Source organism: Acinetobacter bouvetii (assembly GCF_902753875.1).
Taxonomy (GTDB): Bacteria; Pseudomonadota; Gammaproteobacteria; order Pseudomonadales; family Moraxellaceae; genus Acinetobacter; species Acinetobacter bouvetii_A.
On the sequence record NZ_CADDTS010000039.1, the window covers coordinates 1 to 15326 of the forward strand.

16 protein-coding genes are annotated in these 15326 nt (G+C 41.1%); 1 reads left to right on the forward strand and 15 read right to left on the reverse strand.

Annotation, left to right across the window (positions count from 1 at the left end):
- Window positions 1-265: 265 nt before the first annotated feature.
- From FB6_RS11315 to FB6_RS11340, 6 genes are all read right to left on the reverse strand, one after another.
- Complete coding sequence (locus FB6_RS11315; protein ID WP_174560098.1) at window positions 266-1432, reverse strand: hypothetical protein; 1167 nt, start codon at window positions 1430-1432, stop codon at window positions 266-268.
- 262 nt (window positions 1433-1694) lie between these two features.
- Window positions 1695-3893, reverse strand: a complete 2199-nt coding sequence (locus tag FB6_RS11320) for a TRAP transporter large permease subunit (protein WP_174560099.1) — start codon at window positions 3891-3893, stop codon at window positions 1695-1697.
- Window positions 3894-4076: 183 nt separating this feature from the next.
- A complete protein-coding gene (gene rrtA, locus FB6_RS11325; protein WP_174560100.1) occupies window positions 4077-4646 on the reverse strand; it encodes a rhombosortase in 570 nt (189 codons plus the stop codon).
- A gap of 80 nt (window positions 4647-4726) precedes the next feature.
- Window positions 4727-5779 carry a hypothetical protein gene (locus tag FB6_RS11330; protein WP_174560101.1) on the reverse strand — a complete coding sequence of 351 codons (1053 nt, stop codon included), beginning with the start codon at window positions 5777-5779 and terminating at the stop codon, window positions 4727-4729.
- Between the two features lie 517 nt (window positions 5780-6296).
- Window positions 6297-6689 carry a hypothetical protein gene (locus FB6_RS11335; RefSeq protein WP_174560102.1) on the reverse strand — a complete coding sequence of 131 codons (393 nt, stop codon included), beginning with the start codon at window positions 6687-6689 and terminating at the stop codon, window positions 6297-6299.
- Complete coding sequence (locus tag FB6_RS11340) at window positions 6676-6933, reverse strand: succinate dehydrogenase assembly factor 2 (RefSeq protein ID WP_174560103.1); 258 nt, start codon at window positions 6931-6933, stop codon at window positions 6676-6678. Before FB6_RS11340 ends, FB6_RS11335 begins: the two co-directional genes overlap by 14 nt.
- 186 nt (window positions 6934-7119) lie before the next feature.
- Here FB6_RS11340 and FB6_RS11345 point away from each other — a divergent pair, with 186 nt between their 5' ends.
- Window positions 7120-8292 (forward strand): acyl-CoA dehydrogenase family protein, encoded by a 1173-nt coding sequence (locus FB6_RS11345; RefSeq protein WP_174560104.1) that lies wholly within the window; start codon window positions 7120-7122, stop codon window positions 8290-8292.
- A gap of 31 nt (window positions 8293-8323) precedes the next feature.
- Here FB6_RS11345 and FB6_RS11350 read toward each other — a convergent pair whose 3' ends face one another.
- The 9 genes from FB6_RS11350 to secY all read right to left on the reverse strand — a co-directional run bounded on the left by FB6_RS11350 (window position 8324) and on the right by secY (window position 15311).
- A complete protein-coding gene (locus tag FB6_RS11350) occupies window positions 8324-9115 on the reverse strand; it encodes an alpha/beta fold hydrolase (RefSeq protein WP_174560105.1) in 792 nt (263 codons plus the stop codon).
- 140 nt (window positions 9116-9255) lie between these two features.
- Complete coding sequence (locus FB6_RS11355) at window positions 9256-10746, reverse strand: flavin-containing monooxygenase (protein ID WP_174560106.1); 1491 nt, start codon at window positions 10744-10746, stop codon at window positions 9256-9258.
- Window positions 10747-10941: 195 nt separating this feature from the next.
- The gene (gene rplQ, locus FB6_RS11360) at window positions 10942-11307 is read right to left on the reverse strand and encodes a 50S ribosomal protein L17 (protein WP_004691290.1); all 366 of its coding nucleotides are present in this window, start codon (window positions 11305-11307) and stop codon (window positions 10942-10944) included.
- Window positions 11308-11325: 18 nt separating this feature from the next.
- The gene (locus FB6_RS11365; protein WP_174560107.1) at window positions 11326-12333 is read right to left on the reverse strand and encodes a DNA-directed RNA polymerase subunit alpha; all 1008 of its coding nucleotides are present in this window, start codon (window positions 12331-12333) and stop codon (window positions 11326-11328) included.
- A gap of 17 nt (window positions 12334-12350) precedes the next feature.
- Entirely contained in the window at window positions 12351-12974 is a 624-nt protein-coding gene (gene rpsD, locus FB6_RS11370; protein WP_016168587.1) for a 30S ribosomal protein S4, read from the reverse strand.
- A 12-nt stretch (window positions 12975-12986) separates the two neighbouring features.
- Entirely contained in the window at window positions 12987-13373 is a 387-nt protein-coding gene (rpsK, locus tag FB6_RS11375; RefSeq protein ID WP_001040166.1) for a 30S ribosomal protein S11, read from the reverse strand.
- A gap of 19 nt (window positions 13374-13392) precedes the next feature.
- Window positions 13393-13749, reverse strand: a complete 357-nt coding sequence (gene rpsM, locus FB6_RS11380) for a 30S ribosomal protein S13 (protein WP_086174447.1) — start codon at window positions 13747-13749, stop codon at window positions 13393-13395.
- A 106-nt stretch (window positions 13750-13855) separates the two neighbouring features.
- A complete protein-coding gene (gene rpmJ, locus FB6_RS11385; protein WP_000867907.1) occupies window positions 13856-13972 on the reverse strand; it encodes a 50S ribosomal protein L36 in 117 nt (38 codons plus the stop codon).
- A 19-nt stretch (window positions 13973-13991) separates the two neighbouring features.
- Window positions 13992-15311 (reverse strand): preprotein translocase subunit SecY, encoded by a 1320-nt coding sequence (gene secY / locus FB6_RS11390; protein ID WP_174560152.1) that lies wholly within the window; start codon window positions 15309-15311, stop codon window positions 13992-13994.
- Between the last annotated feature and the right edge of the window lie 15 nt (window positions 15312-15326).

The window sequence follows — 15326 nt, forward strand, 5'->3', positions numbered from 1 at the left end:
TCTTCTAGAGTGAGATGAGTATAGTTCATGATGCAACTTTGACTTTGGTCGGTCGGAAGCAAAATGCTAGCTCATCTTGCTTCCTTCCAATAATTTAATCTCTGTTGCACTTCATTTGAGAATCTAAGCATCATAAAAAAAGCACCTTTGAATATTTCTAGTTGAAAGTGTCTAAAATTGAATAACATGGGAAATTAATGATACATATCGTGTATTTAATTAATTTCCCATGTTTATATATAATTTAAACCGCTTTTATTGCCTATTATCTATCTTCTTTCAGGTAACTCTTTAACCGATTAAGCACTAATTTTTCAGTTAAATTATCTTTGTAACTAAAGTAGACAATATCCACACCATTAATTTTGCTGAGATGGAGCTTTTCCTTATCTCTTTGTTTTGTTTTTTTCAGACCTTCTTCTCCCCCAAACAGATCAACAGCCACATAATGTTGTTTACCTTGATACTCGATAGCTAGATTTAGTTCAGGTACATAGACATCAAATCTTTGCCTATTTAACCAACTAGGTGATGCTTCTCTTTGAACTGTGAATTGTGGGAATAACAAATTAATGTAATTGAACAACAATGTTTCATTAATCCATCTTTCACCTATTCTAGCTACACTTTTCAAATCTCTGATCTGGTTTTCAGCTTCCCTTTCATCAATACCTTCTTGTATTGCGTGCTTAGCAATGTAAGCACCATATCTGGCCTTAAATGCCGAACCATACATTGGATTGCAATACATTAAATCTGAGTTTATTTGGGTGCAAATGTGACAAATCGAATCTTTAAATGAATTAAGTGCCAACGCATTCTTAAGATGCGAATGCATATTTAAGATTTCATCACGTTTTTTAATGAGTGCTTTTTTAAAACATGAGCAAAAGAAACTCTCCCCAGTCTTTTTGTTATAGAAAGTTTGCCTCCACTCATACATACCTAATTTCGATGGCAAGAGTTCGGAGGTTATTGTCATTTGTAAATATAGTTTATTTAAAAAATCTAGTGGAATTTCTACAGAAAGAAGATTTATTGATGTTTTGTTTTTTGTCTTCAGCTTGGTGTTTTTGATCTTATAGTTCCTAGTAATTCCTCCACCATATTGGAAATCAGACAACTGCACAAATGAAGGAAGTATAATGTCTGTAACCTCCAGATCAGTATCCTTATGGCTGCTTAGGTCAAATTGAACATAAGGGAGTGTCATCTTCCCTTCGTCCATATACTCTTTTAGAGATAAGTGATGATCATAATACTCATTGTGGTATTTATGCCTTACATCGGTTATCAAGACTGAATCAGGAATGCTAAGAAAATGCCTAAGAGCTTCGTATATATCTTCAAAAATAGTCGTTTTTTTTCGTTCAAGATTCTTCAGGCATAGTGCAAGAAAATCATCTTCTGAAAATTCATATCGCAACTCCACATTCATTCCTTGCTAAGTGGAAAATATAAATTGAAGCCTATTCACAATGATTTATTAAGTCAAATCACTTACTGAGGAAGTGCCATGATCAATCAATACAATTCATTTTAGCTTTTATAATTTATATATAATTTACCAGTAAGATTCATTTGAAATTATTTTCATCAAAGCAAAAAAGATCCCATTAAGAGATCTTTTTTGTATACTTTATATAGATTACTTAACTAATAATAACTAAAGATACTGTTTTTTGCATTATGAGTTAATGATACCAATTAAACAATTTAAAAATGTATGGTGCATAGGTCACAATCAACAAGGATGGGAACAACACCATAATTGGTAACAACCAGCGTTCGTAACGATAATAGAACTTGGTGTATTTGGCTTTGGCTTCGGCATCGGCCGCCCGAACCTCATCATCCCCTACAGACATTCGGGTCAATAGATGGTTCAGTGCCACAGGTGGTGTCACATAACCCAACTCAAATGCAACAAGTACAATCATCCAGAAATGAATTGGATGAATACCATTTTCGTAGGCCACAGGTGCAATGGTTGCAGCTACTAAAATGACCGCACCAAACGGATCGGTGGTCATCCCGACAATTGCCAACAGCAATGCAATAAATGCCAGTGAAATATAGATATTGCCTAAATGCGTTGGCAATAATTCAACAATTTCACTACGCTCAATCAAACCACCGACACTTGCCGACAGCGCCATCAAAATAATCAGGGCACCAATATGTCCTACAGTTTCTGCTGAAGCGAACCAGAGCGAATGACCAAAACCACGTGATTTCTCACCCGCATGCGGGGTATGCTCACGCATAAAGGTCGATTGCTGTTCATGTTCCAAAGCTAAAGCAGCATGACGGTCTGGTGGCGTTGCAAAACGATCGCCCCACCATTTATCAAACATAATATATGCGATCAGGATAATTGGCAGAATCACAGGTGCTGTGAATTCATCCATCTTGGTATCCAGACCATACTTATAGAAAGCAATCACTACAATTGTAATCACAATATACGGAATCACTGGCACAATTGCTTTTAACATGCCCGGTACCGCCACTTTAGGCGAGTTTACACGGAAGCGGGTTTCGGCCAGATACAACGATACCCCAAGGAAAATCAACGCGGTCAGCCAAAAAACATAGATCCCGTGATTGAACAGCTCATCCGAAGTAACATGACGGCTATCCAGCATGGAAATCAGAATCACCAGCAAGCACGGACGTATCACTACACCCAGCGAGCCTGACATTGCCGAAACCGCCAAGGCATATTGACGGCGAGAACCCGAGTTCCAGACTTCCTTGTAAATAATCGCACCGGCAGCCACAACGAAAATCCCCGATGCACCGGTATAAGCAGTTGGAATGGCCGCCGCAATCAAGATCAGCCAGGTGAGCGTTTCAGGTGCCAGGTTCCATGGACGTAAAATACCCAGGAACAAATCCATCACCCGGGTTTGAGTCAGTAACATCCCTGCCCAGATGAACAGCGCAAGGTTCAAGAAAATGCCTGAGAACTCTACCAAAATACCCAGATAAATCCCTTGCCCCATTGGATAGTCCATGAAGAAGGTAAACACAATCCCGGTCAGCAAGGCCATGTAGGCATATAAAGGTACGCTCAATAGCGCTAAACCCAAATTACCTTTACTTTCCTCTTTGGCTACTGGTGGTTTAAAAAATTGTAATAAACTGATCAAGGTCAAGCTAATAAACAGGAAAATCCACAGCCAGTAAACCACCAGCGTTTCATAGGTGGAGGTCACGCCTGAATTGATAATCGAGTGATACTGACTGAGTACCGAAGCTGTCAATAGACCATTCCCCAGCACCATAAACAGCGCATAAACCCGATAATCCAGTTTCGTAGTTGGCGCACGCAAACCAATATGATGAAACTTCACAGATGCAGTAATAGCCGCAACCACCACCATCAGTAATAAAATAATGACCCGGTTTTCAGTACCAAATTTAAAAACACCAAAGAATGAGGTTTCAAGAGTACGGTAGCTTCTGATGGTTGGATGATCATTAATATATTTAACCGCTTTGTCGTAGAACTGATATTTTTCTTCGCACTGTTGCTGTCCTGCCAGTACTGAGGCACGAACATCGGCTTCAGAAGTTGTTCCAAATATATCGGCAAATTCATCATTGGCATTGGCTTTCATCTGCTTTTGAACTTGCGCATCGATATTCGGATGTCGGTCACAGCTAGGTTTAGCCGGTTCTGCACGCAGAAAAGAGTATTGCATGCCAATTTCTTCATTGCCATACAAACGCTCGCCTACACGTAATAGCTGACCATGAATCATCTCACCTGTACCAATGATGAGTGTTAGCAAAAGTAATAATAGAATGACAAAAGTCGAAATCCACTCTGTCCATATATAACGTAACAGACCTAATCCTGATCTGTTGTTTTCATCATTTTGCATGTGTATTCCTATTTTTATTTTGGTCATTACAAGCGATTCAGTAATGCCAATCTTGCTTTATGAACAGAGAATATCCTTTCCCTATCCAATCTCTTTATTGTTGTCTACAAATTTGCATGAACTACCTGTGAATGAAAATGACAATATGCATTTTCTTTTCTGTTTTAAATGTCAATCTCAGTACTATTCAAAAAAATATTCCCATAAAACATATATCATTGCGATCATGACACCACCAATCACCCCCAATAAATGTGCTTCAACCAAAACAGGACTACCAATCAATTCAGCAGTTCCGACACTGCCCATGGTATTTTCCCAAATCAATTTTCCCAAGATAAGACACAAAACCAAAGCTGCAAAGCTGCGCTCTTTTTTATATAGCAGATGGACACTTGCAACTGCGACATAAGCACCATGTAAAACCCCAGACAGGCCTGCATAGGCTTCAATATTTGGAAAGAAATAATAAAAACTAAGACTAATAAAAGGAGGAAGTAGAAGTAATAAGGCTGCGAAATGCCATATTTTGACGCGTGGAAAAATAAAAGGTAAACAAGCGAAAGCCAGCATATTCAGTGCATAATGAGTCCAGCCCACATGAACCCAATGTGCGGTCCATAAACGCCAAAATTCTTTCAATAAACCAGCTTGCCAATAAATAAACCAATCTGAAAAAACCTGAAGACATGCCGAAAATGACACAACAAATGCAATAAAAATAATTTTTTGCATTACAAATTGGTCTCTCATTGACATGCCCTCAGCTTAGAAATGGTTTATCAAAAACCATTTATTCAGGCCAGTTAAAATTTACTTTGAATGACTACAATTTAGGATGAAGATGCTTCTTTTTCATCAAACAAATCATCTAGATTTGCTGAGTCATCCTTTTCATCCCAAAAACGCTGCATGCCTTCATCGCTAGAACGAATACCGGTATGTTCCGTCCAGTAACGGTCAGAAATTCCCTGAACCATGTTCTGGGCCATGCTGTCTACTAACCTGAATTGTGGATTGACTGGCTTTTCTTCAGAACGTGAAGCAGCAAAAGTTTTTAGTGCATCACGAATCTTGCCATCATCACCACTGGCCTGAGCTGCCACTGCATACAAGGCATGCGACAGACGCACCCCTTTTTGCTCACCTAATTGCACCGATTCTTTTAAGGTTTGATAAGGATCAGGTTTTCCATCTCCCGCACCTGGTAATAAAGTCCAAATCACGGCACGTGCCGCATTAGGCGCACCCCAAAATTTGGCATTGTCCAGACACACCATACCGCGCTCCACCACCGCTGCAATATCTTTAGGTACATTGACTGCACCACCAGAATTAATATCGTTGGTCATGGCCTGTAAACCACTGATCATCCCCATCAGATAGACAGTTTGATCCAGATCACTTCTCATTTTCGGGCAACCATCACCCAGTGCTTTATTATATTTTGCTTCCCAACGCTTTTCTAAAAGTTGGTAGCCTGCGTACTGGCGCTGTGCAGCAATGGCAGCCCAGCGTTTTTGCTGGATTCGTGCATCTTGAGCTTCTGAGACTTGTCCTGCTTTAGAGGCGCGTAAATAATGCAGTTCTGCTTCCAGCGCCTGATTTTCAGCACAAATACCGGAAGAAGCGTATAAAAGTACGGCAATACGGGTTGGATCTGCCCCCATATCTTTGGTTGACATAATGGCGGGAGTTAATGCATTGCCTGAATTACATGCCATATCGGCATCATCCATGGCCAAAATTGGCGGGACAATATGCTTCTCACTAAAACCCAGTGCAACATTGGCACCTGTTTTCACCACTTGAGAACAACCTGAGAATAAAAAACTTGCAACTGTTATAACAGCCATACCTTGGCATATTTTTTGGACTTTCGACATTTTCCTGTCCTCTATAATTGTGTTTATGTCCATAGCAACTAAACATATCAGATGAGAAATCTGAATAAAAGAGTATTTACTCTAATTGGATTTAATACTTTGCCATGAAATGAGCTCAAGAAAATTGACTGTATTCCATCAAGTTAGAAATTTTGGGCAAAAAAAAGTAGCATTGCGACGGTTCGGCACATGCTACTTATCAAGGGGTCAAAGCCTAACGGCTTTCATGTTGTGCAAATCGATCCTTCAGCACAGTTCCTAGTCGTCCAATAACAATTGCTAAAACAATTGCTACCACCAGAAACATCCAAGTTGGAATCACCATGATGATGTCCTCATTTGCTGTTGGTAGATTTAATGTACATTTTGTGTAAATTTTTCTGAGGTAAAATTGTCTAACAATTCAAATTTTTCGTATTTTTATGCTCAATCTGTCTTACAAAAAATCTTATTTTTTATTTATCTGTTTGATTATTAATATTTTTATAAAAATAAAATAAACCCAACTGTCTAACAATCAGGTTAATTTCGCCAATTTTTTCAAGGCTTTCCATTGCTGAAAGGGTAATTGATCCATCCAGATTAATACTGGTCTGGCCTGAAAATGTTGGAAATACACCACAATATAGAGCTGATGATCAATCATGTGACTCATCGAAACACGTTGCACCCACTCGGTTTTTGCATGAGAAAGTGACCACTCACGCGCATCCAGATGTTCCAGACTGATCGGCTCGAGTGCTTTTAAACCATAGACATAGGCCAGCACGCCCAACAGGGTACACAGCAACCACAACCAGACAGGCAACAGTTGCTGCAACAGTACGATCACTACTGTAAAAATGGTCAGCTGAAAGACAAAAGCCAAACGGCTACGTTTCAGCAGAAAAGCGCGATTAGCCGTGGACATAATGTTTCAGTTTGACAATTAAATCTTTCATTTCAGGACGCGGTGGTTCAGAAACTTCCATAAACCAGTCCAGTAAATCAGGATCTTCTTGTGCCACCAATTCAGCAAACACTTGTTTTTCTGCTTCATCCGCCTTCAGATAATAATTTTTAACATAGGGGTCAAAGTACACATCGATTTCTTTTAAGCCACGACGAGCACGATAAATGACTTTACGTTCTTCTAGACTGATTTCTTCGCTCATAGCTGTCCCCAAGTGTGTGAAAATTTTTGCTAGTTTAACCCATCCGCCTGCCCTATTTCGACTCATTTCCCTGAATTGACCAAATTCATCATTGCCGTGATGGATTTGAGCATTCATCTCATTGTCACTGCTTTAGCAATCTTCTAATTTTTAAATCATTATTATTATTTAATGGACAATATCACCATGCAATCAGGGATGATTCGACCACTGGCCAATATGTTGCCACGTAATTTATTTAATGCAGAGCATGAGGCTTTTCGTGAAACAGTACGAAAATTTTATGCCAAAGAAGTTGTGCCCAATACCGCCAAATACGAACAGCAGCAGCATGTCGACCGTGACTTGTGGAATAAAGCCGGTGCCATGGGACTGTTGTGCGCCACCATGCCAGAACAGTATGGCGGCTCAGGGGTAGATCGTTTGTATAGCATGATCCTGATTGAAGAACAGGCTTACGCCATGGATTCATCCACCGGCTTCTCGCTGCATTCAGATATTGTCGCAAATTACATCTTCAATTTTGGCAATGAACAACAGAAACAGCAATGGTTACCCAGAATGGCTTCCGGTGAAGTCGTCACTGCCATTGCCATGACCGAACCGGGAACCGGCTCCGACCTGCAAGCGGTGCGTACCACCGCTGTAGCAGAGGGTGATGAGTATGTGATCAATGGTTCAAAAATCTTTATCACCAATGGTTATTTATGCGATATGGCAATTGTGGTCTGCAAAACCGGCAGTAGTGATAAAGGCTCTGCCAATCTGTCTTTAATCATGGTCGAGGCAGATCGTTGCGGTTTTAGCAAAGGCAAACCGTTAAATAAAATTGGCATGAAAGGACAAGATACCTGTGAACTGTTCTTTGAAAATGTCCGCGTGCCGAAAGAAAACCTGTTAGGCATGGAAGGCATGGGTTTTATGATGCTAATGAAAGAGCTGGCTTGGGAGCGCATGCTGGTGGCAATTATTTGCCAAGCCGGTGCTGAAGCAGCCTTTGCACACACCGTGCAATATACCAAACAGCGCCAGGCTTTCGGCAAACTAATCAGCGCTTTTCAAAACACCCGTTTCAAACTGGCTGAATTACGTACTGAAATCGATTTCTGCCGTGTCTATTTAGACCGTTGTATGCAACTACAACTCACTGAAAATCTGGGCATTGATGCAGCTGCAGCCGCCAAATACAAAATTTCGGAAATGTTTTCCAAAGTAGTGGATGAATGTCTGCAATTGCATGGCGGTTATGGTTACATGATGGAATATCCGATTGCCCGTGCTTATATCGATAATCGGGCTAACCGGATCTATGCCGGCACCAATGAGATTATGAAAGAACTGATCTCTCGATCTTTATAAATCAAAAAGCCCATAAAATATGGGCTTTTATTTACGCGATATTTTCCAAAAATTCAGTGATTAGTGCCACGACCAACTCGGGCTGCTCTTTATGCGGCATATGATGTAAACCTTCCAGTATCTGTAATTCAGCAGCACCTTTCACCCCTTCAAAAATTTGCTGAGCTTGCCGTACGCTCCCATATTCGTCCAATTCACCATGAATGACCAAAGTTGGACACCTCACCTGTGGCAGCGCTGTCTTTAAATTCCAGTCCTTAAAGACCGGAGCCAGCCATGTTTCTGTCCAAGCATCCAATACCCATTGTGCTTTTTCAGGATGATATTTTGCCAGACGCTCAAGTTGTCCCGCTTGCTGAAATCCTGCTTTGGCTTCACGGATTCCGGACAAGGTGAGTTCTTCTACCTCATATTGCGCAGCAATCGTGATCAGTCCCTGACAACGATCAGGATATGCCGCAGCAATCGCAGCCGCCATTCCCCCACCCACGCTGTGACCCAGTATGACAAAATTATGAATTTCAAAATATTCTAATACTGATTTGAAAGTACTGTTTGCTTCCATCAGCACAAAATCCACAGCTAAAGATGATGGATGCTTTGCAGACAATCCAAAACCAAGACGGTCATAGGCAAAGACCGGACGACGCGTTTGTATAGCCAATCGTGCCGGGAAATCACGCCAAAGCTCGATACATCCCAAAGAATCATGCATCAGGACAATTGGTGTGAGGCTGAGATCTACAGCCCCTGACTGCCATGAGTGAGCATGAATGTAATGTGATTGCATTTGAATCTGATGAGTTTGAGCGACAATATCCAAAACTGTTCCCCGTCTTGCTATTTTTTCTTGAAAGATCATCCAACAGTTTTGGCTGAAATAAAAGCAAGCAAGACTGAACTTGCAGTTCATTTTCACCATAAAAAAAGGAGCAATTATGCTCCTTTTTAATCTGGCTTAACTTATGATACCAGTCTTGGTTTCTGGTCTAACTGATCGGTTCTTTTATGAAATTTCAGCACACCATCTTCAAATTTGGCATTTTTTAAGATTTTACGATCAGCCAGATAATTATTGGTCACATTCCAAGGAGCATGTTTACCTTGTTTCGGCATGACATCCGCTGCACGCGCGATATAACCCGAAGATAAACTCCCCATCACCGTATCTTCCATTAACTCGGTGGCATTACCTTGAGGAATTACCTCATCAAAACCATTTTTATCCATATAATTGATGAGGCGGCAAATATATTCAGCAGCAATATCCACTTTAAGTGTCCATGAGGCATTGATATAACCAATAATCATCGCCATATTCGGAACATCACTCACCATAATACCTTGATATAACATATGTTTAGAGGTATCCATAGGCTTACCATCTATCGTGGCCTGTATGCCCCCTAAAATTTGAATATTCAAACCAGTCGCTGAGACAATAATATCTGCATCTAAATGCTTGCCAGATTTCAGCTGAATACCGGTTTTGGTCAATTTTTCAATTTGATCGGTCTCTACACTGGCGTGGCCTTCACGTAAAATTTTGAATAAGTCCCCGTCAGGTACCACGCAAAGACGCTGATCCCAAGGTGCATAATCAGGGGTAAAATGCTTCATATCCACTTTACCTTTAAGCTGAAATTCAATCGATTTCAACAACAAGGTACGAAGCAACTTGGGCTGCTTTTGTGCAAGAGCGTATATACCGCGTTGCATGCCAATATTTCGTGCACGCGTCAACTTATAAGCCAAATCTTCAGGTAAGACTTTACGCATCTTGTCGTAAACCATATCGATAGAAGGCACAGATGCTATGTACGTTGGTGAGCGTTGTAACATGGTGACATGCCCTGCTCCACCTTTTGCCATTGCAGGAACCAAAGTGATAGCAGTAGCACCACTGCCAATAATCACTACTTTTTTACCCTTATAATCTAAATTTTCTGGCCAATGCTGTGGGTGAATAAACTGACCTTTAAATGCGGACTGATTGGGAAATTGAGGCTGAAAGCCCTGATCATAATTATAATAACCGGTACAACCGAACACAAAATTAGTAATCCAGATTTGTTTTTGTTGAGAGGCATCTTCAATTTCAACAACCCACTTTTTAATGGCTGAATCATAATTGGCAGATATAACACGGTGCTGAAAATGAATTTTTTCTTTCAGATGGTTTTCAGTGATGACTTCTGATAGATAATTTTTGATGGATGGACCATCAGCTAGAACACTGGCTTTTTGCCAAGGCTTGAAATTAAAACCAAAGGTCGACATATCCGAATCTGATCGAATACCTGGATATTTAAATAAGTCCCAAGTCCCACCAAAACTTTCACGACGTTCAATTATCTCAAACTGACGTTGCGGACAATGCTTTGAAAGATGTACTGCTAGTCCAATTCCAGAAATACCAGCACCAGCAATCAAAATATCAATATGTTTTTCCATGTTCTTTTTATAACCTTGTTTAGACTTTATTTTATTAAACCATAAAACTGACAATACACAATGTCAAGTTTGTTTAAATCTTATAAAAAATATGTCAGTTCAGGACAAAGTCAGAAAGTGTCAAACAATCAAAACAAAAAAAGACCGGTGAAACACCGGTCTTTTTTTAGAACAACTAAAGTTCTTCTTGCGAAATTATTTAACTTCGCGATCTACTAGCTCAACGTAAGCCATCGGTGCAGCATCACCTGCACGGAAGCCCGCTTTAAGAACACGTAGATAACCGCCGTTACGTTCTTTGTAACGAGGGCCAAGAACGGTAAATAATTTACCAACAGTTGCTGCTGAACGAGTACGAGCAAACGCTAAACGACGGTTTGCAACAGTATCGTTTTTAGCTAAAGTGATTAAAGGCTCAGCTACACGACGTAACTCTTTAGCTTTAGGCACAGTTGTTTTAATCAACTCGTGCTCGAACAAAGAGTTAGCCATGTTTTGGAACATCGCTTTACGATGACTGCTTGTACGGCCTAATTTCACACCACTATTACGATGACGCATGGTGATAGTCCTACTTAATTAACGGCTACGATAGGCAAAACGATCGTCCATACGTAAACTAGCTGGTGGCCAGTTTTCTAAACGCATGCCGAGTTGTAAGCCTTTTGAAGCCAGAACATCTTTGATTTCAGTTAACGATTTTTTACCTAGGTTAGGAGTTTTTAACAACTCAACTTCAGTACGTTGAACCAAGTCACCGATGTAGTAAATATTTTCTGCTTTCAAACAGTTAGCAGAACGAACAGTAAGCTCTAGATCATCTACTGGACGAAGCAAGATTGGATCCACTTCTTCGCGAGGCTCTTGAGCAACAGGAGCTTGATCTTTCTGAAGATCAACAAAAATTGCAATTTGTTGTTGCAAGATTGTTGCCGCTTTGCGGATCACTTCTTCAGGATCAACTGTACCATTGGTTTCAAGATCAATGATCAATTTATCAAGGTCAGTACGTTGTTCTACACGAGCGTTTTCCACTGTGTAAGACACACGTTTGATCGGGCTATAAGAAGCATCTAACTGTAAGCGACCCACAGGGCGAGTCTCGCCTTCTGGGAAACGTGAGTCAGAAGTTTCATAACCACGGCCTTGAGAAACTTTCAGGCGCATTTTTAGATTGCCTGAAGCACTTAAAGTGCCAATCAAATGCTCAGGGTTTACCACTTCAACATTATGAGGTAAACGAAGATCAGCAGCTGTTACATCGCCTGGACCTTGTTTTTCTAATGTCAAATATGCTTCGTTTTGATCGAACAGCTTAATCGACAATCCTTTTAGGTTCAGCAAGAGCTCGACGATGTCCTGCTGCAAGCCTTCCAAAGTACTGTACTCGTGCTCGACCCCTTCAATTTCAACTTCAACCACGGCAGCGCCAGGCAAAGAAGAAAGAAGGATGCGACGTAAAGCATTACCAAGAGTATGACCAAAGCCACGCTCTAAGGGTTCTAGAATAACTTTTGCCGAGGTCCCGCTTGCCGCTTCGACCTTGATCGCTTGCGGAGTTAGAAACTCATTTGCAGTACGCGTCATTATTGCTACCTCAAGGATTATTTAGAATACAATTCTACAATCAAGCTTTCGTTGATTTCAGCAGGTAAATCAGAACGATCTGGTGCAGCTTTAAATGTACCTTCTAATTTAGAATGGTCAATTTCCATCCAAGAAGGAATACCACGTTGAGCAGCTAATTCAACTGCGTTTTTAATACGCAATTGTTGTTTAGCGCCTTCGTGAACTGCAATCACGTCACCAGCTTTAACTTGGATAGACGCGATGTTAACGCGACGACCATTTAAAGTGATAGAACGGTGAGATACAAGCTGACGAGCTTCTGCACGTGTAGAACCAAAACCCATGCGATAAACTACGTTATCAAGACGGCTTTCAAGCAATTTCAACAAGTTTTCACCTGTTGCGCCTTTAACACGAGCAGCTTCTTTATAGTAGTTACTAAATTGACGCTCTAACACACCGTACATACGACGTACTTTTTGTTTTTCACGTAATTGTAGTGAGTACTCAGATTGCTTAGCACGGCTTTGACCATGTTGGCCAGGAGCTTTAGCATGTTTTTTAGTTTTGACGTCAAATGGTTTAACGCCAGATTTTAATTGCAGGTCTGTCCCTTCGCGGCGAGAGAGTTTGCATTTTGGACCAATATAACGAGCCATGAATGTTTCTCCTTACACGCGACGTTTTTTAGGTGGACGGCAACCGTTGTGCGGGATTGGCGTCACATCGGTAATGCTGTTAATTTTATAACCCACTGCACCTAAAGCACGAACCGCAGACTCACGACCAGGACCAGGACCTTTTACAAGGACGTCCAAGTTTTTCAAACCGTAATCTAAAGCAGCTTTACCAGCAACTTCAGCAGCTACCTGAGCAGCAAACGGAGTTGATTTACGTGATCCACGGAAGCCTTGTCCACCAGAGGTAGCCCAAGCCAGTGCATTACCTTGACGATCGGTAATAGTCACAATGGTGTTATTAAAAGAAGCGTGAATGTGTGCAACACCTTCAGAGACGGTACGAGTGACCTTCTTGCGTGTGCGTGTATCTTTAGCCATCTTTTAGCTTCCAGAAATCTTATTTCTTAATAGGTTTGCGCGGACCTTTACGGGTACGTGCGTTAGTTTTGGTGCGTTGTCCACGGACAGGCAAGCTGCGACGATGACGAAGACCGCGGTAGCAGCCTAAATCCATTAAACGTTTAATGTTCATGGAAATTTCGCGACGTAAATCACCTTCGGTCGGAACCTTAGTAATTTCTGCACGAATCGCATCAAGCTGAGCATCATCCAATTCACGGATCTTAGTAGTAGGTGCAATACCCGCAGCAGCTAAGATGTTCTTAGCAGTGTGGCGACCGATACCAAAGATATACGTGAGGGAGATAACAGCATGCTTGTTATCCGGAATGTTTACACCGGCAATACGAGCCATTCACTTTCTCCAAAAAGGCAGTAGAGATAATCAACCGCCCCACAAAAACCTTGAGGGGCGGATATTAACCCAATTCGCCTACTGAAATCAACAGGTCTTGATTAGATTAACCTTGACGCTGCTTATGACGAGGTTCAGCGCTACAAATTACGCGAATAACCCCATTACGACGGATAACTTTACAGCTACCACAAATTTTTTTTACAGAAGCTTGTACTTTCATGATGAAACCTCAAGTGCGCTTATCCCTTAGGATGAGCAGTCGTTTTTCTCATTAATGTTTGATTGTCATACTGGTGCGAGGTGAGATGTGCTTGTAGCTGAGCCATAAAGTCCATCACCACAACCACTACGATCAGTAAAGACGTACCGCCCAAGCTAAATGGAATACCAAAAGAGCTTTGCAGAATCATCGGCATTAAACAGATGACTGTGATGTAAATCGCGCCAATAAAAGTCAAACGATTGAGAATATGATCTAAGTAACGAGCAGTTTGCTCACCTGGACGGATACCAGGTACATAAGCTCCGCTGCGTTTCAAGTTCTCTGACACTTCTTTCGGGCTAAATACTAGCGCAGTATAGAAGTAGCAGAAAAAGATAATTAACGCACCAAAGAGCACCAAATACAACGGCTGTCCAGGCGATAACACGAGTGCCAAGTCTTGTAAGCTACGCTTAATCAATCCAGCATTTGGATCTGCACTACCTACCCACTGACCTAAGCTCGCTGGGAACAAAAGTAATGAGCTGGCAAAAATTGCAGGAATCACCCCAGCCATATTAATTTTTAATGGCAAATGGGTTTGCTGTGCTGTAAATACACGACGACCTTGTTGCTTTTGTGCATAGTTTACCGGAATACGACGTTGCGCTTTTTCGATAAACACAATTGCTGCAAGTACACCAACAGATAATAAAGCAAATACAGCCAAGCCTATTAAGCTTGATTGACCATTATCAATAGATGTAAATGATTGCAAAACGTGGTTTGGTAAACCAGCAACAATACCAGCGAAGATGATCATGGAAATACCATTACCCACCCCACGTTCAGTAATTTGCTCACCTAACCACATTAAGAACATAGTACCCGCAACTAAAGAAGTCACCGCCGGAACGTAAAATGCCAGACCTGAGGTCAAAGTAATTCCTTGACTGATCAGCCCCGCACACATCCCTACTGACTGTACAAGTGCAAGTAACAACGTACCTTGTCGCGTATATTGATTAATCTTACGTTTACCTTGCTCGCCTTCTTTCTTTAAAGCTTCCAGCGAAGGAACAACCGTAGACATCAACTGCACAATAATAGATGCAGAGATATAAGGCATGATACCTAAGGCAAGAATTGACATCCGCTCTAATGCACCACCTGAAAACATGTTAAACAAACCAAGGATAGTCCCCTGGTTTGCATTAAATAAATTTTCAAGTGCAGCATTATTAATGCCTGGTACTGGAATATGTGCTCCTAGTCGAAAGACGATTAATGCCCCGATAAGAAACATCATCCGGCGAATAATTTCACGATATTTCACATGAAACGGTTGCCCTTTCATCATGTTGACATGACC

Coding starts and splice junctions, on each gene's coding strand:
- FB6_RS11320 (WP_174560099.1), bottom strand. CDS start 3,893: ATGCAAAATGATGAAAACAACAGATCAGGATTAGGTCTGTTACGTTAT.
- rrtA (WP_174560100.1), bottom strand. CDS start 4,646: ATGAGAGACCAATTTGTAATGCAAAAAATTATTTTTATTGCATTTGTT.
- FB6_RS11330 (WP_174560101.1), bottom strand. CDS start 5,779: ATGTCGAAAGTCCAAAAAATATGCCAAGGTATGGCTGTTATAACAGTT.
- FB6_RS11335 (WP_174560102.1), bottom strand. CDS start 6,689: ATGTCCACGGCTAATCGCGCTTTTCTGCTGAAACGTAGCCGTTTGGCT.
- FB6_RS11340 (WP_174560103.1), bottom strand. CDS start 6,933: ATGAGCGAAGAAATCAGTCTAGAAGAACGTAAAGTCATTTATCGTGCT.
- FB6_RS11345 (WP_174560104.1), top strand. CDS start 7,120: ATGCAATCAGGGATGATTCGACCACTGGCCAATATGTTGCCACGTAAT.
- FB6_RS11355 (WP_174560106.1), bottom strand. CDS start 10,746: ATGGAAAAACATATTGATATTTTGATTGCTGGTGCTGGTATTTCTGGA.
- rplQ (WP_004691290.1), bottom strand. CDS start 11,307: ATGCGTCATCGTAATAGTGGTGTGAAATTAGGCCGTACAAGCAGTCAT.
- FB6_RS11365 (WP_174560107.1), bottom strand. CDS start 12,333: ATGACGCGTACTGCAAATGAGTTTCTAACTCCGCAAGCGATCAAGGTC.
- rpsD (WP_016168587.1), bottom strand. CDS start 12,974: ATGGCTCGTTATATTGGTCCAAAATGCAAACTCTCTCGCCGCGAAGGG.
- rpsK (WP_001040166.1), bottom strand. CDS start 13,373: ATGGCTAAAGATACACGCACACGCAAGAAGGTCACTCGTACCGTCTCT.
- rpsM (WP_086174447.1), bottom strand. CDS start 13,749: ATGGCTCGTATTGCCGGTGTAAACATTCCGGATAACAAGCATGCTGTT.
- rpmJ (WP_000867907.1), bottom strand. CDS start 13,972: ATGAAAGTACAAGCTTCTGTAAAAAAAATTTGTGGTAGCTGTAAAGTT.
- secY (WP_174560152.1), bottom strand. CDS start 15,311: ATGAAAGGGCAACCGTTTCATGTGAAATATCGTGAAATTATTCGCCGG.